Here is a 24,779-nt window from a genome sequence, read left to right on the forward strand (position 1 = left end):
TTACCAAACAAAAGTTCCTACAGAACCCGCCTCTAAGGAAGCAGACACCCATTTACCATTGTACTTGATATTAAAAACTATTGGTGATCCTCCATCGTTTTCAGCCAATAGAACTTTTTTACCGGCTGGTGTTTTGAAAGCTACTGTGTTTAAATTTCCTAATTGGGTTGAGGCAATTCTGACTGACCCGGCAGGTACAAACTTTGAAGCATGAGCAATAATATAATAACCCACATTTCGTTCATAACTAAAGCTTCCCGTTATGGTTATAGCACCTTTGCAAGTAGTACAGCCGCCGCTGGTGTGTGGTCCAAATGAAGCATCATTGGCTAAATTCCATTCTAAAGCAGTTTTACTCCAATTGCGCATAGAACCTATGACCACATTTTTGATATGCCATTTCAAATCGCCATCAAAACTTCCGGTGGAAGCCGTGTACTGTTCGGTGAAGTATAAGTTTTTAGTTGGAAAAGCATTGTGAACTGTTGTCAAAGCCGAAATATCTCCAGCATACAGATGGAAAGCGGAACCATCAACAAATGAATTGGCAGTAGCATCTGATAAAACCGTGGTCGGATAGTCCGGTTTATCACAATTGTGATCGTAAGCGACTATTTTAGTTGTTAAACCGGCTGCTTGAAAAGCTGGTCCTAAATTGTTTTTAATAAAATCCGTTTGTTGTGATGCCAGCATCAATAAACTGGGATTATTATAAGGATTTAGCGGTTCATTTTGGGGTGTTATAGCATCAATATGGATTCCTTGGGCTTGCATAGCCTGAATGTATTTCACAAAATATTGTGCATAAACACCATAATACTGTGGCTGTAAACTACCGCCTATGGAGCTGTTATTATCTTTCATCCAAACCGGAGGCGACCAAGGGGCGGCCATAATTTTTATATTTGGATTAATTAATAAAATATCTTTTAATAATTGAATTAGCTGACTGTCAGCAGTTAAACTAAAGTTAGTTAAATTAACATCTGTCTGTCCAGTTGGCATGTCGTCATAAGAAAAAACAGTACTGTTCAAATCAGAAGCACCAATACTGATTCTTAGATAACTTACTGAAATAGCCGTTGCGGAAGAACCAAAAAGCTCTTGCAATAATTCGTCTTTTTTTGAAGTTCCTAATTGATTGATAGCTTGAGCACTTCCGCCGGTTAAGGTGTACCCAAATCCGTCAACACTTTGAAATAATTGAGTGTCATTTACTTCAATGTTGGGATAAATATTAGTAGTTGTATTGAATCCTAGAGTGGTCGTTTGTTTTTCGAGTTTAACGGTGCCATTAGCTTTCGTTAGCCAAAAATCAACATCATTTGTAGTAGGTGTAGGATTGGGAGTTGGAGTGGAACCATCCGATGATTGGGCACATCCGGTAAGTACTCCAAGTAGTGAGGCAAAAAAGAGTGATTGTATATTTTTTTGTGTTAGCATTGAATTGGGTTTGTTTTTTTGAAAAAAAATTCATCATAGCTTCTATTGGTTTGCTTATAGAAGCTATTGATGAACTTACTAATAACCTAAATAAAATATATTAATGATAAACATGAACGTAATCAACTTCAAGTGTGGCTGAGGTAAAATTGGGATCAATAGTTCCTCCAAAGTTTCCGCCCATGGCACAATTGAAAATAAAGAAAAAGGGATGATTAAATGGAACTCCGCTACTATTATTAAAAGAGTAAAATGGGACATTGTCCACATAAAATTTAATAATAGTAGACGACCATTCCAAAGAATAAACATGAAATTCGGTTGTTGCGTTTGCAATGGTAACTGTTGAACCATCACCATTGGCACCAGAGTGTCCGGGATGATGTAAAGTACCATAGATTTTGTTGAGATTATTCCCTACGTGTTCCATAATGTCTATTTCACCACAAGCAGGCCAAGCACTGGTTTCATAATTAGCTCCAAGCATCCAAAGTGCCGGCCAGGTACCAGCTCCTGCAGGAAGTTTAGCTCTGATGTCTACCCTTCCGTATTGGAGTGTAAACTTACTTTTGGTTGTAATTCTGGCGGAAGTATAATTGCTTCCGTTATATAGTTCTTTAATCGCTTTAATTTTTAAAACACCATTTTCAACAATGACATTTTCGGGTCTGCTGGTATAATATTGTTGTTCATTATTGCCCCAGCCTCCGGCTCCGATTTCATAGCCCCATTTGGAACTATCCGGAGCACCGGCAACATTAAATTCATCAGCCCAAGCCAATGTTGGTGTTACATAAACCGTAATCACTTTGGAAGTTGAAATAAATTTGGAACCATTATAAGCTGACACATAAATGGTATAAGGATTGGTTCCCATTTGTGTAAACGTATAACTGAATATTCCTGTAGTAGAATTTATGGTATTGCCTTCTATTAAAATTTTATAGGAAGTGGCATTATCTGCCGAAACACTAAAATTAACGACACCGGTTCCGTCTCCGTTTGGATTGGAAGCTGTGACACCAATTATTTCAGAATTAACAATTAAATTAGTTGGTGTAGTTGGATCGCTGCTATCGCCTCCTCCTCCACTACAATTACTGAAAGAAAAGATAATTAAGAAGAATACTAGTGTATATAAACCAAATGTTTTCGATTGATGATTGTATTTCAAAATAATGGTGGTATTTGTTGGTTAATTGGTAAAAAATAAAGCCACAGGAATTCTGAACAATTCCTGTGGCTTTTTTAAATTTATTTATGGTGCTGGTTTCAATTTAAGATACCAAGCATTACCTGTTTCAGTTCCCTGAACTCTCAAGTACATATAAGTTGGCGTAATTGCCATTATCTCATATTCTTTTAATGTAGCGCCATACCCTATGAATGTGCTGCTTCCTGATAAAAGAATACTAGTTTGTGTTGATGGAGTTGCAGCATCTATCCCGGAACTAGCCGGAATGAATGAAAATGCAGAACTCGCGCCACCATAGCTATAACATCCTTCGTCACCCGAAGCCGGGATTCCTGGTATACCAGCTAATGAACCTGTTTTTGTAAAGGCACCATCAGGAGTGGCTACTTGTAATGTGAAAGAATTAGATGCTACTACTTTTGTAAAAGTAAATGTAGCTGTGTAAAAGCAATTACAGCAAACTTCTTTTTCATTGATGGCAGCTGTCCACCAAATTGGACTAGAAGCTCCAACCCATGGCCCTACTCCCATATGTCCCGGAACGCTTTTGTCTACAATCCAAGCTTTAGAAGAATCATTGGTTAAATTGGTAACAATGGCAGCATCTGGTGTGAAATTACTAACTACTTCAACATCTTTAGTCATCGTAGTTGAAGTTCCTCCTTTTCCATAGGCAACGACTGTTATTCTGTAAGTATGTAGCCCAAGTGAAGTGAATTTTTTAGTAGCTACACCTGCCGGTAAGCTTACGTATTCAACCGGAGTTGACAAATCTGACACATCATTATAACCAACTTTGAATGCTAAGGCATTATCCGCTGTGGCCGTAATATCTACTTTTCCAGAGCCATCTCCGTTAGGATTAGATGCGTTTTGTCCAACAATTTGAGCATCAATGACCAAATTGGTTGGAGCCGTCAAATCTCCCAAGGAGTAATCATCTTTCTGACATCCAACAAAAAGGGATGATGCAAAAATGAAAAGTACTGACAAATATTTAAAATTGTTTTTCATAATATTTTTTAATTTGATTGTGTAACATTATCTATATAAATAACTTCACCGGTTCCATCACTGGAATCATTATAGCGGAATACCTGTTGGCCAAAAGTTGTTCCGGCCGGAATTCCAAGAGTTCCGAAATCGAAAACCAATTCTTCCCATTGATTAGCAACCGTTGAGGCTACTTTCAGGATTTTATTAGAAACACCATTACTCCCTTGTTCTAATTCAACATTCAGCATCTTACCCACTTCGGTCGAATAAACCATCACTTTGATTTTACTGCCATTATCAATGTTGATTGGAGTTCCGTTTGGCGATGCTAATGGAGTCCATGTTCCGCTCCAGGATGCAGCACCGGTTGGTTTGGTATATTTCCAAACATTGGCACTTGTATTAATCCCACCCGGGAAAGGGTTAGCTACTTTAGCTACACCAACGCCTCCAAAAGTTCCGCCAATGCTATAGTTTTGTATAGCACTTTCATACGTAATTGGAAGTGAAAACGGTGCATAAACTGTTATAGGATATGTAGTTGTAGTTGTAGCGGCGCCACCACTTAAGGCCGTAACCGTAAGGGTATATACTCCCGGTGCATAGGTGTGAGCCGGTGCTGAGAAAGTTTCGCCAAGTGAACCCGACATTGTGGTTGGCGTTTCATTGGCACCACCATCACCCCATGTAACTAAGATTCCATTTGCATTAGTAGCCGTAGCCGTTAATGTTAATGTAGTTCCTGCAAAATTTTGTGTGGCATTAATATTAGTTGGTGCTACATAAACTATTTGCAATGGATAGTCATTAGAAGTTTGATTCCCGGCAATATCATAAGAAACAATGGTTACGGTATAATTTCCTTCCGGATAATTATGAGATGTAAATCCACCCGGATATACTGTAATCGGATCCGTTGACCCTTGACCTAATGTAACCATAGACTTCGAAACACCTTCTCCGATAGGAGTAATTTTTACTAATCCGGAGTTATCAGTGCTAACATCAAATATCTTATCAAAATTTGAGGCATTAGCTGAACTCAATGACGACAAATCGGAATCAATTCCATCTGGTGTACTACAGCCTGTGGTGGCTAATAACGAAAGAATTGCAAAACTTAAAATTATTTTTTTCATAGTATTCAATTTTAATTATAACCAGGATTTTGAACTAATTGAGTGCCTTGTAACTCTCGGGTTGGAATTGGCAAAATTTCATTTTTACCAGCAACAAATCCTCTACTGGCTAATTTAGTAGGAGCATCACCCCAACGTACTAAATCAAACCATCGGTGTCCTTCACCAGCTAACTCTCTTCTTCTCTCATCTTTAATGGCATTTAAAGAAACCGGAACTGCTGCTAAACCAACTCTTGCTCTAACGGCATCAAGTAGTGCCTGAGCTCTTGCTCCTGTTCCGCCAAGGGCTTCTGCTTCCATTAAATATGTATCGGCCAAACGGATAGCATAAGTATTTTGATGGTAATTCAAAACAGCATCCCCACCACCAGAATAAACATCTGATTGTCTTGGGATAAATTTGTTAAGGAAATAGCCTGTGTCTTGATATCCGCCAATATAATCAGCGTGTCCTGCCTGTTTTAAAGCTTCCAGGTCTAATATGGTAGCATCAAATCTTGGATCACCTTGCATAAAAGTGTGGAAGTCTTCTGTAAAGACATTGAAACTCCAACCTGAAGGTAAGTCTGGCGCTAAATTGTCTACTTTAACATAACTTCTTGGTCCGGCCATAACATTTACTGTATTGCCTTCGTCAGCATTTCCGCCCCAAATTCCCCAATATGAATTTTGGCTTGAGTGGGAAACTTCAAGAATTGATTCTGTATTGAATTTATTAGAAACTACCCATAAGTCATTATAATTAGTCAACAAATGGTTACCATATTGATTGGTAGCACCAGGTGTACCATTTACTTCCTGAAATTGAGCTGCCGCCAATGCATTTTTACCTTCATACAGATATACTTTACCCAAAACTGATTGAGCAGCTCCTTTGGTAAAACGACCGCCATCCGTAGAGGCTGTGACTGTTCCCGGTAAATCTGGAATAGCTTCTGTTAAATCAAGTTCAATTTGGGCATAAACGGCTTCCGGTGTAGCTTGTGTTACTCCATAAAATTCTGATGTCCCCAGAGGAGTCAGGATTAGCGGAACATTTTTAAACATTCTAACTAAGTTAAAATAGTAATAAGCTCTGAGTGCTTTAGTTTCTGCCGTGAATCTTGCTCTAACAGCATCGTCCATAGGAACAGCTGGTAATTTGGTTAACAATACATTGGCTCTGTAGATCCCTCTGTAATAATCGCTCCAAAAACTATCCGGAATGGTATTCGTATTGATTGTATAATTTGAAAAAGATTGAATACCAGCACCATCGGATGAACTACCACCTCCGGCTAACTGATCATCAGAACCCGCATTAAACATAGTGATCATGTTTTCAAAACCACCTGAGTTTTTTCGCATCATATCATATACCGATATTAATCCGGCTTTAGCTTCGGCTTCGTTCTGATAGTAATTAGCTTCCAAAGGCAAACCTTCCGGGTTTACATCAAGAAAATCACTACTACATGATACTGCAGTAATTCCAATTACTGCGGCAATCGTTAAAAATTTTATTTTTTGTATCATAATAATTTATTTTTTAGAATTGTAAACTAGCTCCAAACAAGAATGAACGTGCTTGTGGATAATATCCTCTGTCTATACCGAAAACGTCTCCACCAATTTCAGGATCATATCCTGTATATTTAGTCAACGTCAATAAATTTTCAGCCGTTACATAAAGACGAACTTTTTGAATTCCAACTTTATTAATTACGGAGCTTGGCAATGAATAACCAAACTGAACTACTTTAAGTCTCAAATAATCACCGTTTTCCAAATAGAAATCAGACATATTACTAAAGTTACCATTAGTATCATTATTAGTTAATCTAGGATAAGAATTAGAAGTTCCTTCACCATTCCATCTGCCTAAAGCTTCGGTTTGGTAGTTAGCATTAGCTATATCTAAACGACGTAATCCTTGGAAAATTTTGTTCCCTGAAACTCCTTGAGCAAACGCCATAAAATCAAATCCTTTATAATCCATGTTGATGGTAAATCCAAAAGTTAATTTTGGAAGCGGACTACCTAAAAATGTTTTATCATCGGCAGTGATGGTTCCGTCACCATTGTTGTCTTTCCATCTGAAATCTCCCGGAACGGCATTTGGTTGAATCAAACCACCTGATGAATTAGTATAGGCATTAATCTCTGCTTGGTTTTGGAAAACGCCAGCTGTTTGATATCCGTAGAAATTACTGTAAGCATGACCTACTTCTGTTCTTGTGATTGGCCCCATTGATTGGAAACCATCACCAGTGAAATACGTAACATTGTTACCTAAATAAGTTACTTCATTTTTCAATGTTGACATATTGGCATTAGCCGAGAAATTAAAGTCATTGAACTTGTGTTTGTAACCTAGCTCAATTTCAATACCTGAGTTATTCATATCGGCAATATTAGCATAGGGTGGCGCTTCCGCTCCCACATAACCAGGAATTGGGTTTTCACGAAGAATTCCGGTTGTTTTTTTCTTGTAGATATCAAACGTTAAATTGAAATCTCTAAAAAGTTTGGTTTCAAATCCGAAGTTGGTTTGTGTAGTCTCTTCCCATTGCAAATCAGGGTTTGAAATTCTGCCTGGACTTGAACCCGGAGTTACAGAAGTTCCATCTCCTAAAGTATAGTTTCTGCCTCCGTCAATATTAGCCAAATAACCAAAATCGCCAATCGCATCATTACCAGTTACTCCATAACCAAAACGAAGTTTTAAGTTGTCTACATAATCATTTTGTTTCCAAAACTCTTCTTTAGAAATAACCCAACCAGCAGAAAATGCCGGGAATACCCCATATTTTTTATTGGCTCCAAAACGCGAGGAACCATCTCTTCTTACTGTACCGGTAAACAGGTATTTTTCTTTGAAATCATATGTCAAACGAGTAAACAATGATGTTAAGATGTGTGGAGTACCATTGAAAGTATATCCTAATTTATGAGCCTGAGTAACCGTTGGGTCATTAAAACTGGCCAAATTATAATCATTGGTTGATAAACCTGAATGGGTTACACTGGTTTCAGTATAAATTTGGTTTTCTTTATAAGCTCCCTGACCTATCAACAAAGAAAAGCTGTGTTCATTGTACTTTCTGCTATAAGTAGCGGTGTTTTCAATATTCCAGCTAAAGCTTTTATTGTTTCTTCTGGTGATGTTGTTAAGTACTGTATTGTTTACCGTAGCGCTCAAATAAAACATTGGTGTAAAACCTTCTGCTCCCCAATAAGCTAATTTTGAACCTAAAGTAGATTTGATTTTTAAGTTTTTTATTGGTTCAATTTCGGCAAATACATTGCCCACAAAATCATCTGACCAACCAAATTGACCTAATCTTGTTTGAGCATAAGCCAATGGGTTTGTCATTTCTTGCCCAACAACATTGGAAATTCCGTAAGGATTACCGTTGCCATCCCTAATTACATAAGGACTATTATAGGCAATACCATTGGCTAAAATTGGATCCGTCTCTACTAAAGGTGTCGTAGGATCTAAGTTGATAGCTGAACTCAATGGCCCGCCATACTCACTATTAGTATTTCCTAGTCCGATATTTTTTTGATGGGTATATCCAATAGTTTGTCCAACATTTAACCATTCTTTGATTTTGTGATTGGAATTAAGTCTGAAATTTTTCTTTTCATATTGTGAGATTTGAGTCATTACAATACCTTCTTGATATTGACTACCAAATGACAAATAGAAATTAGAAACATCATTACCACCACTAATGCTTATTTCGTGTGAAAAACGTTTTGCACTATTATTAAAGATAGCTTTTTGCCAATCGGTTCCTTTACCTAAAGCACCTAAATCCGGATAAGGCACATCGCCTGTTCCGCCACCATTTACATAGCGTTCGTTCATTAAAGCTCCATACTCAGTCGCATTTAACAAATCTAATGTTCTCTCCGGAGCAGATGTTCCGGTGAAACCATTATAAGAAACAGTCATTTTCCCTTTTTTTCCTTTTTTAGTGGTAATTAAGATAACACCCGAAGCAGATCTTGAACCATAAATAGCTAAAGATGCAGCATCTTTTAGTACTTCCAATGATTCGATGTCCGATTGGTTAATTGCTCCAATTCCACCACTATCAACGATGATTCCGTCAACAACCCATATTGGGTTATTTCCGCCTTTTCCATCAAAAGTGGTAATACCTCTAACACGAACTGTTGCTGCTGAACCGGGTTGTCCTGAGTTCATTGCAATAGTCACTCCCGATGTTCTACCTTGTAGGGCTGTTTCGATTCTACCGTTAGGAACTTTTTCAAGATCTTTAGCAGTGATTTTCGAAATAGATCCGGTGACTACACTCTTCTTTTGAGTTCCGTACCCAACGTTAATAACAACTTCTTCTAAGTTATTACCTTCTTCGGCAAGTTCAATTTTCATTTCACCATCAGTAATGGTAACTTCTTTAGTAGCATATCCAATAAAAGATACAACCAATTTTGTAGCATTGGAAGGTGCATTTAAGGAAAACTTTCCATCTATATCAGTAGATGTTTGTACCGTCGTTCCTTTAACCACAACGTTAGCGCTTGGTAAAGGTAATCCTCCAGAGGATACAATTCCAGTCACCTTTTTTTGGGCTTGGGCTGATACAATAAAGACAAAAAACATAGAAAATAGGAAAAGGTTTCTCCTAAATCTTTCAGAAAATAGCTTTAAATTCATAAGCGATTAATATTATATTGGTTTTGGTTAATTTTTCAAGACATATTCTATGGCTTGTTAAGATGTTGTTAAATTATTTATTTAAAAAATAAGAGATGCTTTATCAACCACAACAAAAAATATACATAATGAAATTTTTGGGCAGAATAAATAAGAATTTAACAAAACAGCCAATAAAACAGAGCCAAACGAATCGGCAACTATACAAAATAAAGGCTCGAAAAAATTGAAAAGTAATTTACGAAAAGGTTGTTGTAAAGGTAATGTTGTAGTGTTCTGTCGTAAACTTGTATAGTTAGATGCTTAAAATGTAGTTCACCAAACCATCATCGTGCAGTAAATTGAGCTTTTTACGCAAACGATATCGTTTTATCTCCACACTTCGTATCGAAATATTCAACATTGGCGCTATCTCTTTTGAGGTTAAATTAAGTCTTAAATAAGCACAAAGTTTCAAATCACTTGGCGTTAAACTCGGATGAGCCGCTTTTATCTTCTTAAGGAAATCTTTATCAGCATTATCAAAAGCTTCTTTGAATACATTCCAAGAATCGTCTTCAGTAATGTTCCGATTAATGGTTGAGATTACCGATTTGATATTTCTACCACTATTCTCATCCGATGATTTTTTTAAATCTTCTTTAATGATGCTTAGCAATTCATTTTTCTTAATTAAACTCATAGTAGAGACAGCCAATTCTCTGTTTTTAGCATCTACATCTTGCGAAAGCTGCTCGTTTCTGAGCTTCATCAATTGCTGTTCGTTTTCTAAAGCCGCTATTTCTAACAGTAGGTTGTTTTCTTCAATAAGTTTTTCTTTTTGCTTCTGATAATAGTTTTGGTAGGCCTTATTAATATAATAAGCAATAGCTATAAATAATAATATATAAATAAACCAAGCCAAATTAGTAGCATACCAAGGCTTCTTAATCGTAAACTTATACTCAACCGTATTCTCCGGGGATGAGTTGGCAATTTTGGCTCTTACTTTAAAAGTATAATCACCAGGTTCCAAATTCTTAAAGTTGATACTCGACTTCGCGCTCCATTCACTCCACTGCCCTTGTTGTCCTTCCAACATATATTGGTACTCCACATCTATGAATCGGTTGTATTGTGGAACTGTATAGTTGAAAACAAGGTTGTTTTCGTCATGTTGCAATTCGCCTTCATCAGTAATCGATAAGTTTACTATAGGCTCACTTAATTTATTGACACTAATGTTGGTCAGAATAATGTTGTGGCTTTTGACTTTAAAGTCTGAAAGATTAATGATAAAATAACCATCCGTCTTTCCAACCAAATACTCACTATCGGATATTTGAGTAATATTTTCATACCCAATCATAGGATTCGTTATCGAAAACGGAATCGGAATTTTGTGCTTTTTTAAATCGGTATCAAAATTGCCGGAAGTAAAGTAATAAATGTAATTCTTCGTAAACAACCACATTTTATTGGACTTGTCTACATTCAATTTCCCTGATATATACTCGTCATTTTTAAAGACATCACTCAGATTGTTGTCTTTTTGAAAAGCACCGGTTTTACTATTCAGTTTAAAAACTCCTTCTCTTCCGGCAAAAAAGATAGTGCCGTTGTATTTGGCCAAACTGATGTGTTTTCCTTTATGTGGCGATTTAAGCGTGTAAAATTTATTGACTTTTGAAAAATCGGCATTGGGCAAAACTTTTATAATCCCTTTGTATTCATGACCAACATAAATTTCGTTTTTATTGGTAATTTCAAAATACCGAGACGAAATATCAAAGCCTGCTATTTTATTTCTAAAAACCCATGTATTATCCTTTTTTTCTATAACGGATAAGCCATTATAATTTCCTTGCAGAATTAGGTTTTCATGGTTGGGAACACTATTAAACTTCCAGGTCCCGGATTGTTTGCTAATAAGACGAATGTCCTCGGTGCCAATTAAAAAGGTTCCTAAATCATGACCACAGAACAATTGATTATCATGTTCAAAAAGCGCCCAAACCTGTCCTTTAGTGCCATTTACAAAATGAAATCCTTCATTTGAGGCCAAACTTTTATAAAACAAACCTTGATTGGTTCCAATGTAAATTCGGTCTTTGAATTTGATCGAAGCATACACCGTTCCCAAATAACCAATATCATCTTTGTAACTTTTAATCGGGGATTGCAGGTTGATACAATCAATTCCGTTATCCAAACCTAACCAAAGGTTGTTATCGGCATCTTCATTGATGGATAAAATGGTATTGTTGCTTAGCCCAATGTTCTGGGTAATATGATATCGTATCTTACCTTGCTTGTCTAGGATGTAAATTCCGTTTGAAATTGTCCCAAGGGCAAAGCCACCGTCGGAAAGCATTTTGGCACAAAAAATGGAATTCGGTTTTAATTCGGCTTCCGATTCAAAATAAAATGGATCCAGCTTTTTATCTTCCCATTTAAAAACTCCGGCTCTTTCTGTTTGAAACAACAAACCGTCTTTGTGCTTGTAGATTTCAACAATTCTGTTGTTTTTAATGCGTTCATCATTGCATACCAAGACACTTTTACCGTTAACTACTTCATACAAACCTTCACCAACCGCTTGAAAATAAATCGAATTGTTAATCTTATAACATCTGAAAATATAAGGATGATTATCAATAAACTGAAAACTGCCGTCCTTGGAATTGTAAACGTAAATCCTATTGAAAGACTGAAACAGAACCCATTGATCTAAGTTGATGATGTTCCAAAAATGCTCATCTTCAATCAGCTTGTTTTTTATTTTTTGGCTTAATGAAGTATACCTTAAAGCACCGTTGGATTGACGTTTCCAAAAACCAAATTCCATATAACAACCCGTATAAATCCTGTCATTAACCACTCTGACGGAACGTATAATAGTTTCATTTGGCGATGGATATAAAGTCCAGTTCGAACCATTAAATTCCAATAAGCCTTCGTTGTTAGCAAAATAAACAAACTGATTGTTGTCCTGCGTAACCATCCAGTTTTGATTTCCGGCGCCATAAACCGTTGAACCATATTTTACAATGGGTGGCAACTCTTGCGCTGTAAGTTGACAAACAAACAACAAGGCTATCAAAACGGTTTTTAAAGACGACTTATACTGGAACATAAATTTTAGTTGGATTATAAGAATGGTAAAAATATTGTTTCATTTCTAATTCATCAAGCTAAAAACAAAAAAATGTGATTCGTTCGGTGCCATTTCTCATTTCAGAAATGATTATCTTTGCCAACATTCCCTTTTTTGCTATGAAAAGTACTGAAATTGCCACGTTAGAACCAAAGAAAAATATCCTCATCAAAGGGGCACAAATCCACAATTTAAAGAATTTGGATGTCGTAATTCCGCGCAACGAATTGGTAGTCATCACCGGGCTTTCAGGTTCCGGAAAATCAAGCTTGGCTTTTGATACGCTTTATGCCGAAGGACAACGCCGCTATGTAGAAAGCTTGTCTTCCTATGCGCGTCAATTCTTGGGCCGATTAGACAAACCCAAAGTAGAATACATCAAAGGCATTGCTCCGGCGATTGCCATTGAACAAAAAGTAAACACTACGAATGCCCGTTCCACCGTTGGGACTTCTACCGAAATTTATGATTATCTAAAATTGCTTTTTGCCCGAATTGGAAAAACCTTTTCGCCAATTTCCGGCAATGAAGTCAAAAAAGATACGGTTTCTGATGTAGTCAATGCGGTGAAACAATTTGATATTGACAGCAAATGGCTGCTCCTCTCTCCTATTCATTTAGAAGAAGGCCGAAAGCTGGAAGACAAACTAAAAGTGCTATTGCAACAAGGTTTTGCCCGTATCTTAGTGAATAACGAAATGGTACGTTTGGATGAAATCGAACAGCATTCATTAGACAACAAAGATATCTTATTAATCATCGACCGAATCGTTGTCAAAGATGAAGAAGATTTTTACAACCGATTGGCCGACGCCGTGCAAACTGCTTTCTTTGAAGGCAAAGGCATTTGCTTTTTACAGGAATTAGACACCAAAAAACGAATGGAATTCAGCGCCAATTTTGAGTTGGATGGCATTACGTTTTTGGAACCTAACATTCATCTTTTCAGTTTCAACAATCCGTATGGTGCTTGCCCAACTTGCGAAGGCTATGGCAATATCATTGGCATTGATGACGAATTGGTGATTCCTAATTCAGCCTTGTCTGTTTATGAAAATGCCGTTTATCCCTGGCGTGGCGAAAGCATGAGCTGGTATCGTGACCAATTGGTCAACAACGCTTATAAATTTGATTTCCCGATTCACAAACCTTACTTTGAATTAAGCGAAGAACAAAAGGATTTGATTTGGAAAGGCAATGCATTCTTCACTGGTTTAGACGATTTCTTTCAGGAATTGGAAGAGAAAAATTATAAAATCCAAAACCGCGTGATGCTGTCGCGGTATCGTGGAAAAACTAAATGCAACACCTGCAAAGGCAAGCGTCTGCGCAAGGAAGCTAATTACATAACCGTTGGCGGCAAAACGATTTCCGAATTGGTGGATCTATCTATCAAACGATTGATTCCATTCTTCAATGATTTGAATCTTTCCGAATACGATCAAAAAGTAGCCAAACGCCTTCTGATAGAAATCAACAACCGATTGGCTTTTTTGAGCGATGTTGGTTTGGATTATCTGACGTTGAATCGAAATTCCGCCACGCTTTCCGGAGGAGAATCGCAACGCATTAACTTGGCAACCTCTTTAGGAAGCAGCTTGGTCGGTTCGATGTATATTTTAGATGAACCTAGCATTGGTCTGCATCCGAAAGACACGGAACGCTTGATAAAAGTATTAAAGAATCTGCGTGATTTAGGCAATACTGTTATTGTGGTAGAACATGATGAAGATATTATGAAAGCCGCCGACAGAATCATCGATATTGGTCCGGAAGCGGGAACTTTTGGTGGCGAATTAGTAGCCGAAGGTAATTTTGCAGAAATCCTCCAGGCCGATTCTCTAACAGCTAAATATTTAAACGGTCAATTGGAAATTGCTGTGCCTAAGAAACGTAGAAAATCAAACAATTTTATTGAAATCAAAGGTGCTCGCGAGAACAACCTGCAAAATGTTGACGTAGCCTTTCCATTAGAAAGTCTGACTGTAATTACCGGAGTTTCCGGTAGCGGAAAAAGTACTCTGGTCAAAAAGATTCTTTTCCCGGCCATGCAGAAAAAGCTCGAAGGAATTGGCGATAAAGCGGGACAATTCAGCGAAATGACCGGAAGTTTTTCCCATATCAAGCACATCGAATACGTAGATCAAAATCCAATCGGAAGAAGTTCGCGCTCGAATCCTGTGACGTATATTAAAGCCTACGATGACATTCGCGATTTGTATGCCAAAGAAAAACTATCCAAAGTTCGTGGCTATCAGGCCAAACATTTTTCATTTAATGTGGATGGCGGACGTTGTGAAACCTGTAAAGGCGAAGGTTCTATCAATGTGGAAATGGTTTTCATGGCGGATGTTTCTTTGCCTTGCGATACTTGTGGTGGCAAACGTTTCAAAAAAGAAGTATTGGAAGTAGCTTTCGAAGGCAAAAACATTGATGACATTTTAACAATGACGATTGATGATGCCATTGCTTTCTTTGCCGAAAACAAACAGACCAAAATCACGCAAAAACTACAACCGCTGCAAGATGTTGGTTTGGGTTATGTTCAATTAGGGCAATCCTCTTCTACCCTTTCCGGTGGAGAAGCACAGCGTATTAAGTTGGCCTCCTTCTTAGTGAAAGGGGTTACCAAAGAGAAAGCCTTATTCGTTTTTGACGAACCGACTACCGGTTTGCATTTTCATGATATTAAAAAACTATTGGCATCCTTTGACGCCTTGATTGAAAAAGGCCATTCCATCATTGTCATTGAACATAATCTCGACTTAATAAAATGTGCTGACTGGATTATCGATTTGGGTCCGGAAGGTGGTGAAAACGGTGGGCAATTGCTGGCGGTAGGAACTCCGGAAGAGATTGTAAAGAACAAAAAATCGATTACCGGTTCTTACCTGAAAGACAAATTATAAAACCAAAAAGCCTTCCAAATTGGAAGGCTTTTTTATTGAGTTTTGGTTGCATTATTCTACGACAACTTTTTTGGTCACTTTTTTTGTTGGGGTTTGCAGAACGGCTAAATAGATTCCTTTGGTCAAACCCTCTAACGGAACGGATTCAATTAAATGAGCATTCTGCATTTCTTTTTGGAAGACAACTTTTCCTTGCACATCAATCATCGAAAAGGTATAACTTGTCTCCGCAATGGTACCTATATTAATATTCAAAGTATCCTTTGCCGGACTTGGATAAAAGCTCACCTGACTGTCATTTTGAAAATCGTCATTCGCTAAAGCCGAAGTTGCGGCAATGGCAAAATGCATCGTAGCTCCAATAGTAGCTTTGGCCACATTGTAGTTATAAACCGGATCCATATAAATCAACAAATCGGTATTGGTGTGTTTGTGAGTAGTTTCATTGGTTTCGAAAAGCCCAGTGATGATTTCATTATTACTTTGAAAAGACATATAATCCGAAGCATAAGCATAAGACAACTCGGTATTCAATGGCGAATACAATCCAACGCAGGTAATCAACTCATCAGTCATGGTACTCGAGAGCGCGTTATTGGTGGAAGGTGTAGTATTGGTATCTCTTTCGCAAGTGATGGTATCATTGGTCAATCCGGCAACGCCACCCACTTCGTCTAAATTTAGAACCAAACGAATGTCCATTTTGGGTGTCGTTCCATTAACAACCGCACTCACATAGTGTTTACTTCCGTACAATCCATCTTCTTCCCCACTGAAATTGATAAATTTTATGGAGTATTCCGTTGGAATGTTTTGCAACAATCTGGCGGTTTCCAAAATTGAAACCAGTCCGCTACCATTGTCATTAGTCCCTGTACCACCAATAGAATCATAATGGCCACAAACAATCACATAAGTATTTGGATAAAGAGTTCCCACTTTGGTTACAATCAAATTTTTGCAAACCGCTGTTGAGCCCGAATAAGTATAATCATCTTCTTGAATTTGAGTAGCCGTATATCCAAAACTCAAGTATTTATTCTTCAACCAGGTGAACGTATTATTTAAGGCGGTAGTTCCTCGTTTTTTAAGTCCTAAGTTTTCGTATTGCGTTAAATTGGTGGTAATGTTGGTCTGCGAACACTGAGCAACAATACTACCATAATAGGGAATGTAGGTTTGGCTAAAGCCATTTGCTGTTAGGAGTAACAAGGAAAATGAAAATAATAGGTTTTTCATCGATGAAGGAATACTAATGGGTTGGTTTTATTTGTAAACGGAAACAAATGTACTAAAAAAACAATTCAATTATCAATTACAGAATAATATAACCGGAAGAAATCAAGCAATCACAATCGACATAACAAACTGACTCACTACTACTTATATTTTATTAATCAAACCTTAAGAATTCATTTACGGGTTATGGCACACGTATTGAAATATGCTATACAACAGAAACAATTTTTGTTCGAAGCCGCTGAAAATCGAAAGAGTAAGCAAAAAACTCAAAATTAGAATGATTATGAAAAAAATTACCCTTTTAGTAGCTAGCATTTTACTGGTTGGAAGTGTAGCGAATGCATCAGAAATAATCAAAAATTCTGATGGAAGAAACAGAAGTAGATACAGCTTTGACGAGCCAATCTCATTCACAGAAAGAGGCATTGAGTTTTTCGTTTTTCCAAATGGAGAATTTGATTTCAATACCCGACCACAAGACAGTCAAGGAGATTATTTCTACAAGACTGCCGGAAGAAAAGGAACAGCAACTTCGGCAAGAGGCGGAGTTAATTATGGTGTTCTAATTGAACATGATAGTTTTGGTAGAGTTCGAAGAATCGGAAACACCTTTGTTAACTATGATTCCAGAGATAGGGTAAACAGAATTGGTACTGTTTATATGAGATACAACCGTTATGCTTTGACGCAAATTGGTGGAATGCAATTGGTTTACAACCGCAGAGGCCAACTTGTAGATATGATTGGTAATGTAAAAGGAAACAGAAATTACGGTTATGCCTACAACTACAATGACGGTTATTACAATGATGATTATGATAATGGTTATGGAGGTTCAACTGCTAATGATGATAGTACTTACTACTATAAAAAAGACGGTTCAAAAGCAAAAGTAGAAGACGACAAAGACAATAAATAAGGTTAGGTTAGTTTTGATTGGTTAGAGTTTTGATGAAAAAAATCCCGCAAAGTGAAAACGATGCGGGATTTTTGATTTTTATCTGAACGAATTATTAATGTCCTCCACTTACTTTTTTATCAAAATCAATTCCTTGATTTTTTAATATGCCACCAACTTTCCAGGCATAAAAAGCTAGGTAAGCAAAACAAAACACTCCCACTATATAACTCGCATGGATATTGGTCATGTCGGCCACATATCCTTGTAACCAACTTACAATACCACCACCCATAATCATCATGATTAAGAAGCTACTGCCCTGACTGGTATGTTTTCCTAATCCGCTGATTGCTAATGTAAAAATACAAGGCCACAGTGTGCTGCAGAATAACCCAACACTGGTAAAGGCATAAACACTCACCATTCCTTCAGTAGCCATACCGGTTGCCAAAGCTAAAATTCCCAAAACCGAGAAGATTAATAACATTCGAGCCGGATTTCCTTTGCTGGCCATATCGGCAAATATTAATACCAATATAATTAGCGCATAAACATAAAATGGAGTCAAATCGTGATTCATAAATTTATTAACGCCCAAGAATACACCGAAGGCCAAGTACGGAGCAATGAAACGCAAAATCCTTTGTGTACTCATATTATCAGTAAAAGCTTCTACAGCTCCAGTCCAACGACCAATCATCAAACTAGCCCAATACAATGAGATAAATGGCGCTACGTCTTTGGTCAAAAAGCCTAAGTTTTTCTCCATATAAGCCGGCAAATTACTCGCTGTGGAAACTTCCACGCCAACGTAAACGAAAATACCAATCATACCTAAAATCAATTGCGGATATTGTAATGCCGAACTTCTGCTGGCATTGGTATCATCGTCACTTTCAACAACCGCTTTGGGTTTGTCCGGTATGGAAGACAATTTCAATAACACAGCTACTAGTAAAAAGGCGGCTCCTAATACTAAATAAGGAACCTTTACACTTTCAATACTCATTTCCGTGTTGGTCGAAGTGGCCGCTCCGAAAATAGCAAAACTCACAATAAGTGGCCCGATAGTAGTTCCTAAATTGTTGATTCCACCTGCCAATGTTAATCGCTGAGAGCCTGTAGTAATAGGGCCTAAAGCAATTGCCAAAGGATTAGCTACGGTTTGTTGCAAAGAAAAACCAAGCGCTACCGTAAACAATCCGGAAAGCATTAATGGAAATGAGTGCATATTGGCTGCCGGGTAAAACAATAAAGTTCCTAATGCCGAAATAACAAGCCCTAAAGCCAATGAGTTTTTGTATCCGATTCGGTTAATTAAATCGCCTTTGGTTAAATACGAAATAACCATATAAATGATAGAACCAACAGTATAGGCCACATAAAAAGCAACGGAAACCAACTGGCTTTGTCCTTGTGTTAAATCAAATGCTTTTCGGAAAACAGGAATTAAAATATCGTTACTCGCGGCAACAAATCCCCAAAAAAAGAATACGGTTACCAGCGGAATAAATTGCGCCCAATTGGTTTTAGTTTGTTCTGAATTCATAAAATTAGTTTTAGTTTGGTTGGTTTTTAATTTATTGGTTTAAAAGAAATAGCTGCGCCACCGCCTTTAGCCAAATGTAATTTAATTTTTGACTTTGAGGTGACTTGTATAGTTTTTATAGCGTAGGATTTTGGATTATTTTGCCAATCGGCATCGGCACCGTCCTGATATATAATGGCTTGGTATTTCTTGTTTGGTGAAAGAAAATCAAGTTTGATTTCGGTATCTCTGGCATTTTCATCGGTAATGGCACCCAAAAACCAGTTCTCCGAATGTTTGTCTTTACGCGCAATCGTTAAATAATCACCTGGCTCCGCTTCTAAATATTTACTGTCCTGCCAATCATCGGCCACATCGCGAATGAATTGAAAGGCATCTAAATGTTTTTCATAATTTTCCGGCAAATCGGCAGCCATTTGCAAAGGCGAATACATCGTTACATACAAAGCCAATTGCTTAGCCAAAGTTGTATGCACTTGCTCTGTTTTGGTTGGATTATAAACACTCATTTTGATTTCAAAAATGCCCGGTGTATAATCCATAGGCCCTCCCAATAATCTGGTAAAGGGTAAAATGGTTTCGTGCATTGGCGGATTCCCATTGCTCCAGGCATTGAATTCATTGCCACGGGCCGCTTCTGCTGCGATATAATTTGGATACGTTCTACTATAACCGGTTGGACGGGAACTTTCGTGGGAGTTGACCATCAACTTATAATCAGCGGCGCGTTGGGCTACAAAGTTGAAATGATTCACCATCGTTTGTCCGTCATGAAATTCACCACGCGGAATAATTCGGCCCACATACCCCGATTTCACTGCCGGATAGCCGTATTTTTTCATCAAATCAAAAGCCCGGTCTAAATGTCTTTCATAATTAGCCACTGAACCCGAAGTTTCATGATGCATAATCATTTTAATTCCTTTAGATTTTGCATAATCATTCACCGCTTTCAAATCAAAATCAGGATAAGGTGTCGTGAAATCAAATACATTTTCTTTCCAGTTGCCAAACCAGTCTTCCCAACCTACATTCCAGCCTTCTACCAAAACACCATCGAAACCATACTTGGCCGCAAAGTCAATATAGCGTTTGGTATTTTCGGTAGTAGCTCCATGCTTTCCGGACGGAATCAAATCTTTGGTCAAAGTATTTTGTGCATTTTGCGAACCGGCATAATCCCAAGTTGATTTCCCTACGTGCATTTCCCACCAAATCCCAACATACTTCATCGGCTTGATCCAGGAAGTGTCGTCAATTTTGGAAGGCTCGTTTAAGTTTAAAATCATTTTAGAACCCACGATATCGCGAGCATCATCACTCACCATAATGGTTCTCCATGGCGAAACACAAGGCGCTTGCAAATAAGCTTTATCACCAATGGCATTCGGCACCAAACGGGAAGTCAGTTTATACTCATTGGGAACCAAATCCAAATGCATTACCGGATAATTCACCACAGCTGCTTCAAAAATGTTAATATACAATCCGTCAGCTGATTTCATCATCAAAGGCGATTGCACTACATATTTTCCGGCTATGGATTTCAATCCGATTCCGTTGTTTTTGTTGATGGTTTCCGTGTTTACTTCGGACAATTTGGTTTCATTATAGGCATATTCCTGGCTGTCAAAATCGCCCGGAAGCCAGAAGGTTTTATGGTTTCCGGCCAAATTGAATTGCGACACTTCATCCGAAATGATAAAGTAATTTAAGTTGGCTTGCTTTGGAAATTCATAACGAAATGCCACACCTTCATCAAAAGCCTTGAAAATAATATTGACTTTCCTTCCGCTATTTTTTTGCAAAAGCGAAATAGTCATTTCATTGTAATTGTTCTTGATATTGGCTTGTTCGCCCAAGACCGGCTGCCAAGACTCGTTAACCGATTTATTTGCGGTGTTTTCAATACTAAAACCCGAAGTCAAATCGCCTCCTTCTTTTAATTTTATTCCTAAACCACTTTGAAGAATGACTGCTTTATTTTTATAGGAAACGGAGTAAGTAGGTTTGCCATCAGCGGAAAGTTTAAAATCTAAAGTAATGGCTTTTGAAGGTGACTGAATGTTTTGAGCGAAAGAAGAAACTACAAAAAATAACAGTCCTAATAGTTGTGTGTTTTTCATGTAAAAGAGTGTTGCGTAAGGTTATTTCTGAAATGCTCATTTTTTGATGTCAAAATTTGAACTATTCTAAAAAACTTTCCTTTATTTTTTATAAAAATACATTTATATAAAAGAACACCAAACCACCGCCTTAATTAGTTATTAACGAAATCGATTTCTTAGATAGTTTTTCCTTTATTTTTTGGCAAAAAAAAATCCCGAACGAATCGGGATAGTCTTTATTATTTCTCATCAACATAATCCTGAAGATAAGCAAATCTTGGGGTGAGTTTGCCGTTTTCGGTCATCTTGGCGCGTTGCAGAATGCCGTCTTTATCTCCGTTGAAAAAAGCCGGAATGACGTGTTGCATAAACATTTCGCCAAAGCCTTCGCTGGCATCTTTTGGTAATTCGCAAGGCAAATTATCCACCGACATCACCATAATAGAACCCGGATGCGAGTAAGGAACCTCTTTATTTTCACTTGGCAAATAACCAAAAAAAGGTTCGGCAATAGTCGAGGCTTTTATAGTACAGGCAATGGGTCCGTCAACATCACAGGAAATATCCGCCACCACTTTTATTTTACAATCCGGTGCGTTAAGCATTTCCCGGGTTAGAATATCAGGAGAACCGTTTCCGTGAAAATGTCCGGCCATAAAAATATCAGCCACTTTGGTAAAGCGCTCAAAATTGGAAGTGTACTCTTGTGGATTTTTATAGAAATCGTGATTGTCTAAAACCTGACCGTCCAGTCTTTTGTTATAATCCAAAACATCGATTTGGGTATAAACCGGTTGGGTGTAAATTTTGGTTAAAAAATCTTCTATGGATACCTGCTTTACTTTCATTCCGTCCAGGATTTCCTTAGCGCCCATGCCTACTTTTCCGTGTCCGGTCAAAACGATTTTGATATTGGGTAAGGTTTGTCTTTTCAGACGAACAATCAAATCTTCTTTGCTGTTTAGCGTTTCGGCTTTTGGCAATGTGAACAAATCATATTTGATTCCGAAAGCTCTGAAACCATTGTAAGCGCCAACAATTCCGGCATAACGGCCAAAACCAATTAAGCGTCTGTTCTGGGCATCCACTATTGTTTCATGATCAAAAAGTTCAATGTTTTTGGCTAAAACAGCTTGCAGTAATTTTCGGTTATGGACTTGTTTCTTGATCGTATGCGAAAAGAAAAAGTACTTCTTATTCGGAATCAAATAATCCACCGGAATTTCTTTTACTCCAAAGAAAACATCACAATCCGAGATATCTTCGGCCACTTCAAGGCCAAGTTTTGCATATTCTTCATCTTTAAAAATACGGATATCGGAAGACTCTACTTTTACAATAGCATCAGGATGTTCTGTTTGCAAACGCACCAATTCTTCGGGAGTAAAGACTACTCTTCTATCGGGCGGATTTTTTCTTTCTTTTATAATTCCAAATTTCATCTAGTGTGTCTATTGTTTTATTGGTTAGATGTAACGCATGTAAACATTATTTTACTAAATAATATAACGATTGGCGTTTCATGAGGCAATTTTATTTGGCACCAAAAGTAGTAGTAACGAAAACGTTTTCAAAACTTTTTTCAAAAAATAAAAAATCACCATTTTCATGACACTAATTGACAATTAACGGGTTACAAAATCGTATATTTAAATTGTGAAAAACCTGTTGATAGCTTTCTGAAAAAGCAGTTTTATCCCTTTATTGAATAGTTATATTTGTTATCCAATTATACAAAAATGACACACCGAATTCCTCGATATATAGCACTATTTATTACCACTACGTTACTTTTTACTTCTTGTACCAAACAAGAAAAAACCGATGACGGTGTTCTTAAAGTAAACAAGAATGGTATTCCCGTAATGCAACCTTTGCAAGAGGAAATGCCAAAACTGACTACGTCGTTTATTAATGACAAAAAATATGGTGTGTCCCGGTATTTTGAAAAAACCTGGTCGGAGAAAAATGATAACGTTGCTTTTTTAGTAGCCAAAAATGGCCAAATCATTTACGAAAACTACATGGGATATGCGAACAAAAGAACCGATGAAAAAATTACCAAAGACACGCCATTGCATATCGCTTCCGTCAGTAAGGTGTTGACATCAACAGCTGTTTTAATGCTGGTGGATACCAAAAAAATCACTCTCAATCAAAAGGTAACTACCATCATTAAAAATTTCCCTTACCCTGATGTAACGATTCAAACGTTACTCAATCACAGAAGTGGCATGAAGAATTATGCTTATTTCACGTATGAAAATGGCAATTGGGACAAAAAAGAAACCTTGACTAATGAAGATATTGTAAAGGTAATGGTGGAAAAACAAATTCCGTTAGAATCAAAAACAGACACGCGCTTCAGCTATTGCAATACCAACTATGCCATGTTGGCGTTAGTCATCGAAAAAGTAACCGGTTTAAAATATCCGGAAGCCATGAAAGAAATGATTTTTGATCCGTTGGGCATGACCAATACTTTTGTGTTTGACATCACTAAAGACAGAGGAAATGTTGCACCATCCTACAAAGGCAACAACGTAGAAATTGGCGTTGATTATCTAGATGGCATTTATGGCGATAAAAATATTTACTCTACACCTAGAGATTTACTAAAATTTGACAAAGCCCGTTATGCTCCCTTTTTCTTAAATACTGATTTACTTAAAAAAGTTTACAAAGGATACAGCTACGAAAGCAAAGGTTTACGGAATTATGGTCTTGGCGTTAGAATGATTGAGTTCGAAAAAGGAGAACCTTTTTACTATCACAATGGCTGGTGGCATGGCAATACCTCTTCGTTCATAACGTTGCGAAAAGAAAAAGTATCCATTATTGTCTTATCCAATAAGTTTACCAAAAAAACCTATCAAACCAAGAAATTGGCATCACTTTTCGGTGATTATCCATTCAAACTGGATGACGATGGCGAAGAATAAAGTAACGCTTGAATTTTCTCTTTTTTAACTTACCTTTGCGGAATAATTTTTGATGTATCAGAATTATAACTGGGGTCGACTGGTTTTGACAGCAAGTCGAATTGAACAGTAAGCACGTCGAGCATTGTGTTTTTTGCTCGTAAATCCAAATTCACAAAAACATAAACGGCGAAGGAAACTACGCTCTTGCTGCATAATCTGAATTAAAGTAAGATTAGCCACGCTCCTACAAGGTAGGAAAGCAGGATTCACCTCGAAAGCTTTGGTTTGTGGCGGTCGGTATAGGGGAATCGTAAATACGAACCTAAGAACAGTTGAGCTTCGGGACTGTTACGAAAATTTAAGAAGATAAGCATTTTGTGGCTGTTCCTGGCCTTGCAGAATGACGAAAACCCAATCAGGAAATAAACGTGTAGAAAGCTCTTTAGTTGCTTGTTTGGACCCGAGTTCGATTCTCGGCGACTCCACTAAAATCCTGCCTTTGGCGGGATTTTTATTTTTAGAAGCGGAACTCCGTACAGCATTACACTCCTCCTCCCGCTATC

General features: G+C 37.6%; 14 protein-coding genes and 1 other RNA gene. 4 read left to right on the forward strand and 11 right to left on the reverse strand.

Annotated elements, in window-relative coordinates; genetic code table 11:
• The 7 genes from V7D82_RS04130 to V7D82_RS04160 form a co-directional block, all read right to left on the reverse strand.
• Complete coding sequence (locus tag V7D82_RS04130) at window positions 1-1,443, reverse strand: glycoside hydrolase family 30 protein (RefSeq protein WP_333599706.1); 1,443 nt, start codon at window positions 1,441-1,443, stop codon at window positions 1-3.
• 100 nt (window positions 1,444-1,543) lie between these two features.
• The gene (locus tag V7D82_RS04135; protein ID WP_333599707.1) at window positions 1,544-2,617 is read right to left on the reverse strand and encodes a glycoside hydrolase family 16 protein; all 1,074 of its coding nucleotides are present in this window, start codon (window positions 2,615-2,617) and stop codon (window positions 1,544-1,546) included.
• An 84-nt stretch (window positions 2,618-2,701) separates the two neighbouring features.
• Window positions 2,702-3,652, reverse strand: coding sequence for a hypothetical protein (locus V7D82_RS04140; RefSeq protein WP_333599708.1), 951 nt, complete (start codon window positions 3,650-3,652; stop codon window positions 2,702-2,704).
• 8 nt (window positions 3,653-3,660) lie between these two features.
• Window positions 3,661-4,773, reverse strand: coding sequence for a hypothetical protein (locus tag V7D82_RS04145; protein WP_333599709.1), 1,113 nt, complete (start codon window positions 4,771-4,773; stop codon window positions 3,661-3,663).
• An 11-nt stretch (window positions 4,774-4,784) separates the two neighbouring features.
• The gene (locus V7D82_RS04150) at window positions 4,785-6,290 is read right to left on the reverse strand and encodes a RagB/SusD family nutrient uptake outer membrane protein (RefSeq protein ID WP_333599710.1); all 1,506 of its coding nucleotides are present in this window, start codon (window positions 6,288-6,290) and stop codon (window positions 4,785-4,787) included.
• Window positions 6,291-6,303: 13 nt separating this feature from the next.
• Window positions 6,304-9,351, reverse strand: a complete 3,048-nt coding sequence (locus tag V7D82_RS04155) for a SusC/RagA family TonB-linked outer membrane protein (RefSeq protein ID WP_333599711.1) — start codon at window positions 9,349-9,351, stop codon at window positions 6,304-6,306.
• A 391-nt stretch (window positions 9,352-9,742) separates the two neighbouring features.
• On the reverse strand, window positions 9,743-12,562 hold the full coding sequence (locus tag V7D82_RS04160) for a helix-turn-helix and ligand-binding sensor domain-containing protein (protein ID WP_333599712.1): 2,820 nt from the start codon (window positions 12,560-12,562) through the stop codon (window positions 9,743-9,745).
• Between the two features lie 140 nt (window positions 12,563-12,702).
• On the opposite strand from V7D82_RS04160, the gene uvrA reads away from it, so the two are divergent.
• Entirely contained in the window at window positions 12,703-15,492 is a 2,790-nt protein-coding gene (uvrA, locus tag V7D82_RS04165) for an excinuclease ABC subunit UvrA (protein WP_333599713.1), read from the forward strand.
• A 51-nt stretch (window positions 15,493-15,543) separates the two neighbouring features.
• Here the strand turns inward: uvrA and V7D82_RS04170 are convergent, their stop codons facing one another.
• Window positions 15,544-16,731 (reverse strand): M28 family peptidase, encoded by a 1,188-nt coding sequence (locus V7D82_RS04170; protein ID WP_333599714.1) that lies wholly within the window; start codon window positions 16,729-16,731, stop codon window positions 15,544-15,546.
• 286 nt (window positions 16,732-17,017) lie between these two features.
• Here V7D82_RS04170 and V7D82_RS04175 point away from each other — a divergent pair, with 286 nt between their 5' ends.
• Complete coding sequence (locus tag V7D82_RS04175; protein ID WP_333599715.1) at window positions 17,018-17,653, forward strand: hypothetical protein; 636 nt, start codon at window positions 17,018-17,020, stop codon at window positions 17,651-17,653.
• Window positions 17,654-17,747: 94 nt separating this feature from the next.
• Here the strand turns inward: V7D82_RS04175 and V7D82_RS04180 are convergent, their stop codons facing one another.
• The 3 genes from V7D82_RS04180 to V7D82_RS04190 form a co-directional block, all read right to left on the reverse strand.
• Window positions 17,748-19,184 carry an MFS transporter gene (locus V7D82_RS04180; RefSeq protein WP_333599716.1) on the reverse strand — a complete coding sequence of 479 codons (1,437 nt, stop codon included), beginning with the start codon at window positions 19,182-19,184 and terminating at the stop codon, window positions 17,748-17,750.
• 26 nt (window positions 19,185-19,210) lie between these two features.
• Window positions 19,211-21,310, reverse strand: coding sequence for a glycoside hydrolase family 97 protein (locus V7D82_RS04185; RefSeq protein ID WP_333599717.1), 2,100 nt, complete (start codon window positions 21,308-21,310; stop codon window positions 19,211-19,213).
• A 221-nt stretch (window positions 21,311-21,531) separates the two neighbouring features.
• Window positions 21,532-22,734, reverse strand: coding sequence for an NAD(P)-dependent oxidoreductase (locus V7D82_RS04190; protein ID WP_333599718.1), 1,203 nt, complete (start codon window positions 22,732-22,734; stop codon window positions 21,532-21,534).
• Window positions 22,735-23,031: 297 nt separating this feature from the next.
• Between V7D82_RS04190 and V7D82_RS04195 the strand changes: the two genes are divergently transcribed.
• Both V7D82_RS04195 and ssrA read left to right on the forward strand, forming a co-directional pair.
• A complete protein-coding gene (locus V7D82_RS04195; protein WP_333599719.1) occupies window positions 23,032-24,234 on the forward strand; it encodes a serine hydrolase domain-containing protein in 1,203 nt (400 codons plus the stop codon).
• A gap of 71 nt (window positions 24,235-24,305) precedes the next feature.
• Window positions 24,306-24,704, forward strand: a transfer-messenger RNA (tmRNA) gene (gene ssrA / locus V7D82_RS04200).
• The last annotated feature ends 75 nt before the right edge of the window (window positions 24,705-24,779 follow it).

Source organism: Flavobacterium sp., from assembly GCF_036741995.1.
Lineage (GTDB): Bacteria > Bacteroidota > Bacteroidia > Flavobacteriales > Flavobacteriaceae > Flavobacterium.